Origin of the sequence: Caulobacter segnis (assembly GCF_031454995.1) — a bacterium.
Classification (GTDB): domain Bacteria; phylum Pseudomonadota; class Alphaproteobacteria; order Caulobacterales; family Caulobacteraceae; genus Caulobacter; species Caulobacter segnis_E.
Map to the genome: position 1 here is coordinate 869,493 of NZ_JAVDRV010000002.1, position 12,441 is coordinate 881,933.

The following is a 12,441-nucleotide window of genomic DNA, read 5'->3' on the forward strand; positions in this document are numbered from 1 at the left end:
AATATTTCCAATGACAACGTTGTCCAGTCAACCACGCTGACCACGCGTCGGACAAACCTCGTCAAATCCCCGTGGATTGCCCAGGACCAGCGACAAGGATCGCTTCTTTTCGCGGCGCGCAACGCTTCCTCGGCACCGCCCGACGGCAACCTTAGCGCGACTCCTGACGTATTTTTTTGGCATCCACGACCGCGCCGCGGGTCTGGCGAACGAGTCGGCGCCTCGGTTGAAGTCCGCTCGAACGAAAGCGGCGGGCGACCTCTACGGATCGCCCGCCGCTCGCCCCCGTGGAGGCGCCGTCGTCAGCTCCAAGCGGCTATCGCCGGCCTTCCACTGTCCCTAGAACGGTTATGCAGACCGAAGCGCATGCAACACCGCTTAAGTCTTTGATTTTGATGCTGGCTGGCGCGACGGCAAGCCGAAAAGCGCAACAAATCACCGGTTTTCCACCGGTTTTGTTGCGCGGCGCGAGCTCTTCCGCTCGCGCGCGCCGCGCATCTTTTTTCCAAGATGAGGATGAGGGGGGCCGGGGGGATAAGGAGAAGAGATGGCAGGACGGTTTTGCGTTGTTGCCTTGCTTCGTACGGCGTGGCTCCGTTGCGTCTCGATTCTCAAAGATATCACCCACCATGATCGAGTCGCCTCCGCCGCAACCCTCGGACGCGGCGTTGCTAGTCGGACTGCAGAAGGCAGAGTTCGGCCGAGCCGCTAAACTGCGTTCGTGGACACTTCGAGCCCAGTTGGCGCTTGCGATCCTTGCGGCGTTGACCACGTTTCCGCTCGCGGAGACCTTCAGCACGTTGCTAGCGATAGTCGGCCTACTCCTCGCCTTCGCCATTGCCACTCTCGGACTTCGCTCTCGAAAAGTTCGCGGTCATGCCGAACGACTGCGTCGCGCCACGCTATTCGCCGATGGCCTAGGTATGACCATTTCGCCGGACGACATGCGCGACTTGATTGCAGAGGCCACGTCCAGCGAAGCCGAAGGCCGCGCTTTGATTGATCCCGCGTATTTCAAGTCCCAGGCGGCACCGAGTCCACGACGCCTCGGCGAAATGCTTTCAGAAAGCGCCTTTTGGACCAAAGTGTTGGCTGGCATCGCTAGCAAAGAGGCTTGGCGACTATGCGTTGCCTCAACTGTTCTTGGGATCGTCGTGTTCGGGGTCAGCATCAGCTTAACGCCCCACGAATCGCCGATCAGCTTGCGGCTCTTTTGCGTGCTCGTTGTGCTGTTGCTAACCAGCGAAATCTCGGGTGCCGCCTTCGCCTATGGCGATGCCGCCAAGGAAATCGAGGTTCTTGAAAAACGTCTCAGGACGGAGTTGGCCACGCCACGGCCCGACCAAACCCGAGTGGTCGCTATCGTGAGCGACTACAACGCCATTGTTGAAGGAATGCCGCCTTTCCCCGCCGGCCTCTATAGCCGGAACGAAAAAACGCTCAACGCTCAGTACGATATGTGGAAGACCGGCCCTCAACCGTAATGCGGTCGACGCAAGCGACTGCGCTACTGCCTGGGCTTACCCTATACCCAATTTCCGAGTGAGACTCTGTGCAGGCTACGGCCCTAGCCATAGGCCGGGAAGTATCCCTTCAGGATCAAGTTCCATCGTTCAAAAGCCTCCCGAATCCTACCGTTCGCGGCAAGTTGCTCTGCTTCAAGCGCCGTCGCGTAGGCCCAATCGAGACGTCCAATGATCTTGTCCATCTCCTCGGTCTTTGTCAGATACGCGGCCACGTCGTCGCTGTATCCTGCAGGATCGGCCAGCTTGAACTTGATCTTCGCCCGAGACTTGTCGAACACGTAGCGAAGGCCGCTCGGGAAACTAGATATTCTGACGCCTTGGAGAACCGACATCACTAGGGTCTCCAGGTGAAATGAACGCACCAGGTTGCGACTCTTGTTCCAGGCTTTGACCATCTTGATGAGCGGGACAAGGTCACCGTTGTGGACCCTGTTTGCAGCTGACCAGAGCTCAACATGCTTCTTCGGATCCGTTGGAATCCAACGGCCGAGTTGGCTGTCGGGGATGAGAAACCCGCCGTCTTTACGGTAAAAGCCCGGCACAACATCAACCTTGAAATCCGTGAATGTGACGGTGACCGCCTGCCCGTCGGGACTGATGTCAGGTGTTGTCGGATACGTTTTGCGAAGCGCCCGTTTTACGCTGGCGAGCAGGGCGCCCTGGTTGGCCAGGCCGTAGTATTTCGGGTCGAGCACGACGAAGATATCGATGTCCGCCTCTCTCAGCGGCGCGATCATAGTGGAGCGCTGGTACGATCCCGTGAGGAACGAGTCGAGGATCGTAAAGTCGTCCTCCAGCGCTGCGCGGACATTGGCCTGGCGCGTGGACGCGGTCGAGGATTGAAGGCCGGTAATTTCGAGGTTTGACTTTAGAAGTCGAAACCCCTCTTCGATGGTCTTTGCCATGTCGCTATCGGATGACGCACTGTCCCGCCCTACAGTAGAGCCAGACTGACAGCACGTCGCGGCAGAAAGCGGTCACTTATCCCCAGGCGGACTGAGCGCATTGACTGCACCTAGGCTTGCCGTTCCGGGTTCGCTGTACGGGATGTATCGAAGGAGCTGAAGGCCGCTAAACGCCGCTCCCGCTCCAAGCACTATGCCGCCCAAACACCTCAAGTCAAAACGATGCGACATCGCGAGCATCACGAAGCAAAGGCCTATCAAGCCTCCTCCACCTTGGACAAGCAGAGCGGCGACAATCCTGAGGACCGCGATCGTCTTGGGGCCCATCCTTAGCCTTCAATTAGAGATCCGAGGCCAGCTTGAAAGCGACACCTCAGCTAACACGGCAAGTAGCCCCGCTCTAATTTGCTGACGGAGGAACTCGAACTCGTCGGCATCTTCGCTATGGCTTAGGAGCTGGCGAAACGCGAACGTTCCGACGTCAAGATAGACCGCTGGGGCTGGCCCCTGCCCCGCCGCCACCAATCGGTTGACGAGTTCAGTGACGCCAGCATCCACTTCGTCGCTGGTCGGGGCCAAAATCACACTGATAGTGTGTAGAGCGTGACGGCAAAGTCCGCAAGTTCCGATGCGTGCCAGCGGATCCAGAACTTCGTGCGATTGGGCAGGCTGTCCGCAGACGCCGGCTAGAGCTCAACATGAGCCAAGAAGAGCTTGCCGATGCAGCCGGACTGCACCGGAACTACGTCGGCGGCATAGAGCGTGGTGAGCGGAACGTTGGCGTGAAGACGATAGTTGCGCTCGCGCGCGCACTAGGAACGCGCGCCGGAGTTTTCTTCGACGCGGACTGATCCACGGGTACCCTAGCTGATGGCGCGTCGACTAAGCCTGAAACAGACGCACCTGATCGGGGGGCCTTCCGACGGAAAGTCGCGCTCTACCGCCAAGGTCCCGCCGGGCGTAGCCCTCAAAATCTGAGCTTCCGGGCGCGTCAGATCGAGCCAGTCGCGTCCGTGGTCACCCGGCAGTACGACGTCCCGCCAACCCTTTCCGCCGACGCGGCTTTCATGGTGGCGGAGGTCCTTGAGGAATACGCGCCAAGCAGCGCCGAGGACCTCGAGCGTCTGGCTCGCGAGGCCTATGCTGGCGCGTCGGCCTTCGACGGCGGCCCGAGTTTGGCGCGTGAGGTAGCCGAAGAATTGCGGCGGCGGGCTCGAGCCCTGCGCGACGCCGGCCGCTAGCGCTTGTCGCCGGAAATCCCTGCCCGTCCCTTGGCGCCGCATGCGGTGCAACGCAGGGCGCGGGCCAGCTCAGCCGGACGTCGCCAAGGGCCAGCCTTGGCGAGAATGGCCTGCTTGGTCCAGGTGACGCTGTAGCCGCAGGCGCAACGGATCGTGAGGCGTTCAAGCTTGCCAGTGCGTGGGTCCATGTCGGCCATGATCAGCGCCGCACTCCTGGCGGGCGCCAACCGTAGCCGAGGGCTTGCGGATCGACGCCAGCACCACGCAGCGCCTCGATCGCTTCCCAGCGGAAATGTTCGGCGAGATCCTGCGACTCCCAGACGCCGCTCACGGCCAACTGCGCCATCCGCGCCCCACAGCGTGGGCACGGCGTTCGGCGCTGAATTTCTGTGAGTGTCAGACCAAGCAGCGGACGCGCGCGGCCGAGCATGGTGTCTCGCCGCCAGGTCTTGCTGGTCCCACAGGCTAGGCAACGGAAGATGAGCTCACACTTGCGCTCGAAGAGATCGACAAGGCGCGTTTCGGCGTAATGGGGCTCAAGCGCCATAAGCTTTCGGCGCTGCTGATCGCTCAGTTCAGGCATTGTCCGGCGGCTCCACCTGGCGGATCGCCCGCCACCAGGGCCACGTGTGACCGTTGCCGCGCTCGACCCTTTCGACCTCAAACCAAGCCACTTCGCCTTCGAAGAGCGGCACATGCGTGGGCTCTACGTAGTCGGCCCGTCCTTTGAGAGCGCCTTGCTCATGCAGCAGGAAATGAAGGGTGCGCAGCGCGCCGGCAGGGCCGTCCTGGGCTTGTACGCGGGTAAGGCGGGCGATGGCCCGGCGGTAGACCCGGGGTTTACGGGCGTGCGTCTTCGCGCGCTCTGGGGCGCGTGGCGGCAGCATTATCAATCTCCATGTTCTTTTTTTGTTCTCGCCCCCGCGCTCCTGAGAGTCAACGGCGGCGCACCCAAAGCCGGTGCGGCGTGCGACCGCACTACGGCCGCCAACCTTGACTATTTACAGGTTCCGATTGAGCGCTCATCGTCGAGCAACTCGGGGGCAATCATGCTGCACGCGCCTTTCAAAGCGATCGCTATCGCTTCTGCGCTTGTCGTCGGCGTTGTTCCGTTCAGCGCGGACGCAAAGTCCAAGCTGTCTGATGAGGCGATCAAGAAGCGCATCATCGCCGAGTCCATCGCCAGCTATCCCGGCAACTGCCCCTGCCCCTACAACACGGCGCGCAACGGCAGCCAATGCGGACGACGCAGCGCCTACAGCCGGGCTGGCGGCTACGCGCCGCTATGCTTTTCATCCGACGTCTCCAAGAGCGACGTCCAATCCTACCGCCAACAGAACGGGCTCTAAGGAGAAGTCGCCATGACGCAGAAAGGCAGCCTGCGAATGCTGACTGGAGCCCTCGCCGCTGGCCTCTTGCTGCTGGCGGGGCACGGAGCCGAGGCGGCGGACCTCTGCAGCGCAAGCGAAAAGGCCGACGCCGACAGGGCTCTCACCCTTAGCGCCAGCGACAAGGCGAAAGCGTTGGAAGAACACCTCCCGTGGGGCGCGCCCAGGCCACAATCAACGCCATCGGCTAGCGAGGTGCAGCTCGTCCAAAGCGACTATGTCATCCAGTACGATAGCAGGCTGCGGATCCCCATCTGGACCGCTGACCACGTCGTCGATGCGGCTATCGGGCAGGTCGATCGGTCCGACTGCTTCCGCCCTGACCCGAGGCTCACAAAGGAAGCGGCCGCTAGCCCGACGGACTACGATGAACCCATCTTCGACCAGGGCCATCTGACCCCCAGCGCCGACGTCACCAAGAGCCGCCTTTCGGTCCACAACTCGTTCCTGATGTCGAACATGGCCCCGCAGTTTTGCCAATTTAACCGGGGTGTCTGGCAGATCCTGGAAGGCCTTACGCGCCTCTGGGCCAAGGAGTACGGCGAGGTCTACGTGCTCAGCGGCTCGGTTTTCGATCGAAACGGCGACGGCGTGCGCGACCCTGATGACCTGACGGTGCGGATGACTTCTCGCAACGGTCAAAAGCGCGTCGCAGTGCCATCGGCCTTCTACAAGATCATTGCGCGGAAGAGGCCGGATGGCGGCGTCGAGGTGTTAGCCGTGATGATGCCGCACGATCAGACGGACTTGGATGGCAAAGCGGCGTTCGACTACATCACCAGCCACATCACGCGGCTGTCGAAGATCTCCGCCGTCACCGGCCTAGCATTCTTCCCGCAGGCAACCTCCGGTCCCGACGAGGCGCTGAGCCTTTGGCCCTTCGATCCGCCTGGTCCGAAATCCCTGACCAACAGCCCGCAGTGCAAGCGGACGGCCGGCGCGCTGATCACTGGAACCTATGCCCTTCCGAACTGACCAATTCAGCGTGCCGGCGGCGTGTCTAACCGACCATGCAGTGACGGCTGGTAAGGTGCCGGAGGAATGGTCAACTGGACGCCAACTGAGCTCCGCTGTAGCGTCATCTCAGCCCGATGATCGATAGATTCCGCCAACTCTATCGAGTTCTAAATGGCTCGCGATCCTCACTGCACTAGAACTTGGAGCGTCAAGCGCTTGGTCGACCATCGAAACACACTGGCCGGCTGGCTTATAAAGGCCGCAGACTGGCTTGTTCGAGATGTTAAACAACCTGCCAACGAAACAAAGTTCGTTGATCTTGCCCCAACCGATAATGCCGATCCTCAGGGCGTCTATGCTGGTGCCCTAACCGAGGCAACAAACAATCCCCGCGTGATGAACATCGCGCTTACCGGGCCTTACGGATCCGGCAAGAGCAGCATAATAAAGTCATTTTTAAAGAAATACCGGCGCCCAGCTCTACAAATATCGCTGGCAGCCTTTCTGCCCGACGCTGCGCCACAGCAGGAGCGAGTCAGTAGGCAAGAGATCGAAAGAAGCATACTGCAACAGATGCTTTATGGAGCGGATGCGAACAGGCTTCCGCTTTCGCGATTTAAGCGGATCCACGCACCCGGCAGTCTGTCTATTTTGGCTTCACTGATCTCCGCTTTAGGCCTAGTGGCCTGCTGGTACGTGATCCAACATCATGACGCCGTTGCCACGGGAAAATATTTCCAACCCATAAGCCTAAAAAATTGGCTCAACTTATCTGCGTTTGCAATCGGTTTATTGTTCTTCTGGGCCGTAGTTCATCGTATCTATATTGCTAGCTTTGGAATATCGCTGAAGAGCATATCCCTGAAGGATATAGAGCTAACCCCCAACGCCGCGACTGAAGAATCAATCCTAAATCGCCATCTTGATGAAATAATATACTTTTTTCAATGCACCAAATATGACTTGGTCGTCATAGAAGATCTAGATCGTTTTAATAACTCGGATATATTTGTCACCCTTCGGGAAATTAATGGCCTTATAAACGCGAACTCAGGCGTTAAGCGGCACGTCCGCTTCCTTTACGCCTTAAGAGATGACATGTTTATAAATACGGACAGGACCAAATTCTTCGAGTTCATTGTCCCTGTCATTCCCATAATAAATAGTTCCAATTCTGTAGATAAGGTCATTGAGCAGGGCAAGCGGCTATCCCTCGATAGAAAGCTCAATCAGCAATTCATTAAAGAGGTATCTATATACCTTAATGATCTAAGACTCATTCAAAATATCTTCAACGAATACGCCATCTATTTCTCAAACCTGGAGACCGAGGGCGAGACCAATCTGGACCCTAATAAGCTTCTGGCGGTCCTTATCTATAAGAACATCTTTCCCCGGACTTCGAAAATCTCCATCGCGGCAAGGGCAATCTCGCCGAGGTTCTTCGGAGTCACGATCGATGCCTCGCTATAAGCGAGACAAGATATTCGGCTGAAATTTCGCGCCTTGAGCAGCTTCTAGCCCACGGGGAAAGGCAGCTGCCAAATGATCTAGCAGAGCTCCGCAGAATATATGCCATGACGATAATCGAGTCTATTCCTGATGGCACCACTCACATTGGCATCGATTATCAAAACTTAATCCCAATCTCTCAACTCTCAAAGAGCGATCGAATTGAGACTCTGATTGGCTCTAGCCACGTCATAGTATCTAGCCCCAATCACGGCCAGAGGCATATTGCACTCTCGGAACCCGCAAACAAATCTGATCTGTCAAAGACGTATAGTCAGAGAAAAGACGATATAGAGAAGAAATCGTCCGCCTTTCGGGAGGCTACGACAAAGACGATTCGTGATCTCAGGGCCAAGATCACGAACCTTAGGATGATGAAATTTAACGAGGTAATCCGGGAAAATACATCAGAGATAGACGAGCTTTTCGATCTCTTTGGCGAAAGCGCGGAGTTGGCTCGTTTCCTGGTGTTGGAAGGGCATCTGGATGACACATACTACCAGTATATCTCACTGTTCCACTCGGGCCGCCTATCGCCGAGCGACAACAAGTTTTTGATCCGCATCAGGGGATTCAACAATCCAGATCCAGACTTCCAAATTGATAACCCAAAAGAGGTTATCGAAGCGATGCGCGATGAGGACTTTAGTCGAAACTACGTCCTTAACGTAACGATTGTAGATTATCTTCTAACTGCGAATGCACAATACAGCGACAAGATAGCTCGACTTTACGATTTCATCGCTAATAACTTCGAGCAATGCGAAACCTTCTTGGCTGCCTACTACGCCCGGGGTGTAGCGGTATCGACTTTGATCATAAGGCTGGCGAAAGCCTGGCCAGGCTTTATCGAGGCCGCATTAGCGAGCCCGAACAGCTCAATGCACGTGGCTCGCATGTTGAGCCATCTGATTGGTATGCAGCTTCAAGGGCTTGCCGATAAGCATCCGGCACTCTCAGACTTTGTGTCTAAGGCGCTACCGGACGTGCTCTCCGCGGGGGTCGATTTTCCTCCCGATCGATTGAAAGCGCTCAAGATCGAGGTTCCGGATCTGTCCGCGCTAGAGGCCCACCCAGGGGTCCTGAATGTCCTCTTCAATGAGGGCCTCTACGGGCTGTCTATCGAGAATTTGGATTTCATATTCCGATCCACTCTGGGGATCGACACTGACACGAGAGCGCACCAGCAGAACTACACGTTGGTCCTTGAGGTTGATAATGCCCCCCTGGTCGCCAAGATCGACCGCGACTTCGCAGGCTATGTGGAAGACGTCCTGCTTCGGCTGCCTGACAATCGGTTTGAAGGCGTTCCAGCGATTCTAAGGGTGCTTGAGCGAGACGATCTCGACCTCGATTCTTTGGTCAAATTCATCTCCAAGCAGGCGGCCTCCTTGCCCACGCTAGAAGGGATCCCCCTCAGGCTACACGCGGCGCTATTCGCCAATGAAAGGATCGAGCCGACTTGGGAAAACTGCCTGTCCTTCCTCGGCAGCGAAGTGTCCGATCGCGAAATCCTCACTAGGTTTTTGAATAAGGCAGGCACTGTGGCCGCGTTAGAAGAAAGCGCCATTCCCGATGGCGAAGCCGCGCGCTCCTTGCGCAGCTTTGTCATTGAAAACGACGGCCTCAGCGACAGAGCTTATTCCGCATATGTCAGGGCGCTTCCTAGAAACTTCAAGGAATTCCCCGAGGCGCTTAGCGCTAATAAGACTAAGATCTTGGTCGACATGAACCGAATAAACTTTTCCGCTTCTAACCTAGATCACCTAAGGGAGGATCTAACGTTAAGCGTGAAATTTGTTCAAAATAATATCAACAGGTTTTTCGAGATCGAGACAGAGTGTGATGTGGACGATGAGTTTCGAGAAAAGTTGCTCGAAACTAATATCGACGACCAAAGCAAGCTCAGGATTATTCGGTCTATGGACCTGGGTTCGCTCGAGACGTCGCCCTCTCGAGCTGAAGTTATCGGGCGAGTTATGGCTCGCACAGGCGTTACACCCGATGAACTGAGTGTAGAGTCTGCACGTGCGGTCATCGTTAACTCAAGCTCGACGAATGATCAGATAGTGCTCTTCAATATGCTTCATAAGAAGTTCGACAACCAACAAGTACATGACATTCTTCAAATGCTGCCAGCGCCAATGCGTGATATTAAGCCGGGTTGGGGAGTGCCGAGACTAAAATTCAACAAGGCGAACCTAGCGTTCGTTTCTTGGTTGAAGGACCGCGAGATCATCTCGTCTTGGAGGCAAGATGCGTTCCTCAGTGACGACATTCGTATAAACTTGTTCAGGAAGTGAAGCATTGTCGCGAGCTCGCCGCCCGCACCTGCTCCCTCGCGACAGTGCACCACGCCAATCAGCTGGGTACCCATCCTCAATCTGTATATTCAGGGCTCGCTAGCCAATAAGGCGTGCCGCAGCTAACGACCTCAAATGTCATCGAGCAGCGCCAACAAGAAGTGAGCGAGACGCATCGCGCTGCCTCGCCCACTTCCCGTCTAGTCCTCGGGGGCAAATGCCATCGAGCACCGCGAGCATTAGCCAACGCAGCGCACTTAGCAACAGGTGTAGTAGGCGGATAAGCGAGTGGCTCACTGGGCGGCGAAGCGCTGCGCTGGTTGATAGCTGCGCGCCTCGCCGCCAGCCGAGCTAACTGTGGAGTTATAGCCATCGCCCGCACCATCTAAGATGAGCAGCATTGGGCGGACAGCACACTGGCCACGGTTGGAGTCGGGCTCTGGCTACGGCTGGCGATAGATGTGGCTATATGCACTGTTCTGGCTGAACGAGCTTCGCCGCTATGCGAACACCCGCCCCTCAGTTGTCTGAGACCATTCGCCCTGAACTATTCTGGATCCGCTAGCTCTCTTCTTCTGGCAGCTCGCCGGCCGGCTGGGGCCTACGGCTGTCGATCATGCCAGGAAGAGAGAAGAGATAGCGTAAGACAGCGTCGACGAAATTGCGGGCAGCGACAGCATCTTCAACCGAACAGCCATCTAAGTCGTGCGCACCGTCATTTCCGATGACGCGGACCTCATGTGCCCAGTCTGCGAGACTCTGCGGAATGGCATGGGCCTCGGCCAACTTTTCAATCTTCTTGTACAGATCGCCCTTCAAATCTGGGAACCGGAGCTTGAGGCCGACATCAAGCGCTCGCCTGAACATTGTCGCAGCGGGCTCCTCGCAGCCCTCAAGCGCGAGGTTCTTCTCACCTTGGAGAAACGCTTTCTCCACCGGTGCCGGAAGGTGTTCGGGGGCAACGACCGGTGCCTTAACGGGCCAGAACCCGGTCAGTGACCATTTATCGTTCGGATAGGCACCATGATCCTTGACGATGGCCGCCACTCTGCCCTGCCAGTCGGAGAAGGCGACAGTCTCATCAAGTCGAAGCGATGCACTAGCGGGCTTTTGGCAGGCCTGGCACTCGATCCCGACATTGATTGCACCAAGCGACACGTTGTAACCGTTCGGATAAGTCCGCGGCCGTACGCCGAACACCACGAAGCTCATCTTGGCGGTGCCGCAGTGCGGACAATCGTGCAGGAGGGTACCCATGCGGAGCTCAGTTGCTTTCGAAGCCATGTGATGCGCTGAATCGGAGATCCAGCGTATCTTGGATGCTGACAGCGTAGGTACGCCCCGTACAGTCTCGTGGCACGCGCCAACCAGCCACGTGGCGTTGGCCGTTCAGTTCGCTGGGGCCCTGCAGGCGACTCGATGCGCTCGTTGATGGCCGCCGCCGGCTCGGACCTATCGTGGAGCGACGGGGACGGCGGCTAAAAATGCTGCCAGCTCCTCCTTATTAAGTACCCCAGACACCCCGAGTGCCGATGCAATTGCTTCGACTGCAGGCCAGTAGGCCTTGATGGTCCGGCGCGCCAAATCGTGGGCTTCAGCTGAGCTGGCCCTATAGTTTGTCTGTAGCAAATCGATGCGGTCGCTATCTGCACCACTACCGACAGGCCCCAGATAACCCTCATTTGGATCTATGGTAACAGCCAGAAGACCACGTTCTTTAGCCGCCGCGACCGCCGCGCGACCGGCGGCAAAGTACGCGGCGTAGCGATCCGCCTCCCTTGCTGATTGTGGCTCCCCTAAACCGCTCCCGACCTGGGCGCCTCCGTCACCGTCCGCAAGGCGTACCGATGAAGGCACGCGGCCAAGCAGGTGCTTTAGCACGACGGCGTGGCCGGCTTCGTGAAAGCAAATAGCGGTCATAGTGCCCCCCCAATGATAAGCTGCACCGCACTAACCAAGAACACCTAACTCGCAATTACTCAGCGACAGGATTGATTGCTGTAAATGTTCCGACGTGCCGGCGGATTGGACCCGGCAGATCTCTATCAGCGGCCTACCGCCGGTGAGGCTAATAGTTTGTGCATTTTCTCCTTCGCCACGACCTTGGTAAAAGCTGACGAGCGAAAGCCGAGATCACAGCGAGCGTTGCGCTTCCTCCCCGCATCGTTAGCTGCGCCGAAAACCACTCCGTGATGGACGCGGCTAACGCCTCGTCGAAGGCGGCAACGGCCGGCTCAACTGCTCAACGGTTACTCCTCGCGCATTTGCGTTGTAGAGCCAGACCAAGAACTGCTCGGTCAGCGTCCTATTCTCCGCCTCCAAACGTTCGATCTTGGCTTGCTGTCGATTGATCGTCTCTCGAGCCTTTTGGAGTTCGATAGAACCACGTCGAGAATTTTGTTTGGGGAGCGCGCTTAGCTCAGCCCTCCGGCGAGCGAACGCTTGAGCGATCCTCTGACGGCGGTGCAAGGCTTGCCGACTATAGGTCGCTCCCAGCCGTTGCCGAACTCGTTCCAGCAGCGCCGCCCATGTCAGAGGGGCCTCGGCCCAGCCGTCAATGATGTCCAGCACCTCCCGGACGGACGATTCCGACAGGTTCGGCGAACGGC

The 12,441-nt window shown here is 57.5% G+C and carries 11 protein-coding genes; 7 read left to right on the forward strand and 4 right to left on the reverse strand.

Annotation, left to right across the window (positions count from 1 at the left end; translation table 11 throughout):
* The first annotated feature begins 350 nt into the window (after positions 1 to 350).
* Complete coding sequence (locus tag J2728_RS10150) at positions 351 to 1,484, forward strand: hypothetical protein (RefSeq protein WP_309998787.1); 1,134 nt, start codon at positions 351 to 353, stop codon at positions 1,482 to 1,484.
* Positions 1,485 to 1,567: 83 nt separating this feature from the next.
* Here the strand turns inward: J2728_RS10150 and J2728_RS10155 are convergent, their stop codons facing one another.
* On the reverse strand, positions 1,568 to 2,431 hold the full coding sequence (locus tag J2728_RS10155; RefSeq protein WP_309998788.1) for a CBASS oligonucleotide cyclase: 864 nt from the start codon (positions 2,429 to 2,431) through the stop codon (positions 1,568 to 1,570).
* A 632-nt stretch (positions 2,432 to 3,063) separates the two neighbouring features.
* On the opposite strand from J2728_RS10155, the gene J2728_RS10160 reads away from it, so the two are divergent.
* Both J2728_RS10160 and J2728_RS10165 read left to right on the forward strand, forming a co-directional pair.
* A complete protein-coding gene (locus J2728_RS10160; protein WP_309998790.1) occupies positions 3,064 to 3,282 on the forward strand; it encodes a helix-turn-helix domain-containing protein in 219 nt (72 codons plus the stop codon).
* A 162-nt stretch (positions 3,283 to 3,444) separates the two neighbouring features.
* Positions 3,445 to 3,672, forward strand: a complete 228-nt coding sequence (locus tag J2728_RS10165; RefSeq protein WP_309998791.1) for a hypothetical protein — start codon at positions 3,445 to 3,447, stop codon at positions 3,670 to 3,672.
* Here J2728_RS10165 and J2728_RS10170 read toward each other — a convergent pair.
* Both J2728_RS10170 and J2728_RS10175 read right to left on the reverse strand, forming a co-directional pair.
* Positions 3,669 to 3,869 carry a hypothetical protein gene (locus J2728_RS10170; RefSeq protein ID WP_309998792.1) on the reverse strand — a complete coding sequence of 67 codons (201 nt, stop codon included), beginning with the start codon at positions 3,867 to 3,869 and terminating at the stop codon, positions 3,669 to 3,671. The two genes, J2728_RS10165 and J2728_RS10170, sit on opposite strands and share 4 nt — an antisense overlap.
* Before the next feature lie 2 nt (positions 3,870 to 3,871).
* Positions 3,872 to 4,255 (reverse strand): hypothetical protein, encoded by a 384-nt coding sequence (locus tag J2728_RS10175; protein WP_309998794.1) that lies wholly within the window; start codon positions 4,253 to 4,255, stop codon positions 3,872 to 3,874.
* A gap of 46 nt (positions 4,256 to 4,301) precedes the next feature.
* Between J2728_RS10175 and J2728_RS10180 the strand changes: the two genes are divergently transcribed.
* The 4 genes from J2728_RS10180 (at position 4,302) to J2728_RS10195 (ending at position 9,832) form a co-directional block, all read left to right on the forward strand.
* Complete coding sequence (locus tag J2728_RS10180) at positions 4,302 to 5,021, forward strand: hypothetical protein (protein ID WP_309998795.1); 720 nt, start codon at positions 4,302 to 4,304, stop codon at positions 5,019 to 5,021.
* Positions 5,022 to 5,033: 12 nt separating this feature from the next.
* Positions 5,034 to 6,035 carry a DNA/RNA non-specific endonuclease gene (locus J2728_RS10185; protein ID WP_309998797.1) on the forward strand — a complete coding sequence of 334 codons (1,002 nt, stop codon included), beginning with the start codon at positions 5,034 to 5,036 and terminating at the stop codon, positions 6,033 to 6,035.
* Between the two features lie 198 nt (positions 6,036 to 6,233).
* Complete coding sequence (locus J2728_RS10190; RefSeq protein WP_309998798.1) at positions 6,234 to 7,490, forward strand: YobI family P-loop NTPase; 1,257 nt, start codon at positions 6,234 to 6,236, stop codon at positions 7,488 to 7,490.
* 104 nt (positions 7,491 to 7,594) lie between these two features.
* Positions 7,595 to 9,832, forward strand: coding sequence for a hypothetical protein (locus J2728_RS10195; RefSeq protein WP_309998799.1), 2,238 nt, complete (start codon positions 7,595 to 7,597; stop codon positions 9,830 to 9,832).
* Positions 9,833 to 10,393: 561 nt separating this feature from the next.
* Here the strand turns inward: J2728_RS10195 and J2728_RS10200 are convergent.
* Positions 10,394 to 11,089, reverse strand: a complete 696-nt coding sequence (locus tag J2728_RS10200; protein WP_309998800.1) for a DUF4145 domain-containing protein — start codon at positions 11,087 to 11,089, stop codon at positions 10,394 to 10,396.
* Positions 11,090 to 12,441 lie beyond the last annotated feature (1,352 nt).

Bases quoted from the DNA above. Each gene is read 5' to 3' on its own strand.
- J2728_RS10200 (WP_309998800.1), bottom strand. From the start codon at position 11,089: ATGGGTACCCTCCTGCACGATTGTCCGCACTGCGGCACCGCCAAGATG.
- J2728_RS10170 (WP_309998792.1), bottom strand. From the start codon at position 3,869: ATGGCCGACATGGACCCACGCACTGGCAAGCTTGAACGCCTCACGATC.
- J2728_RS10185 (WP_309998797.1), top strand. From the start codon at position 5,034: ATGACGCAGAAAGGCAGCCTGCGAATGCTGACTGGAGCCCTCGCCGCT.
- J2728_RS10150 (WP_309998787.1), top strand. From the start codon at position 351: ATGCAGACCGAAGCGCATGCAACACCGCTTAAGTCTTTGATTTTGATG.
- J2728_RS10195 (WP_309998799.1), top strand. From the start codon at position 7,595: ATGACGATAATCGAGTCTATTCCTGATGGCACCACTCACATTGGCATC.
- J2728_RS10155 (WP_309998788.1), bottom strand. From the start codon at position 2,431: ATGGCAAAGACCATCGAAGAGGGGTTTCGACTTCTAAAGTCAAACCTC.
- J2728_RS10175 (WP_309998794.1), bottom strand. From the start codon at position 4,255: ATGCCTGAACTGAGCGATCAGCAGCGCCGAAAGCTTATGGCGCTTGAG.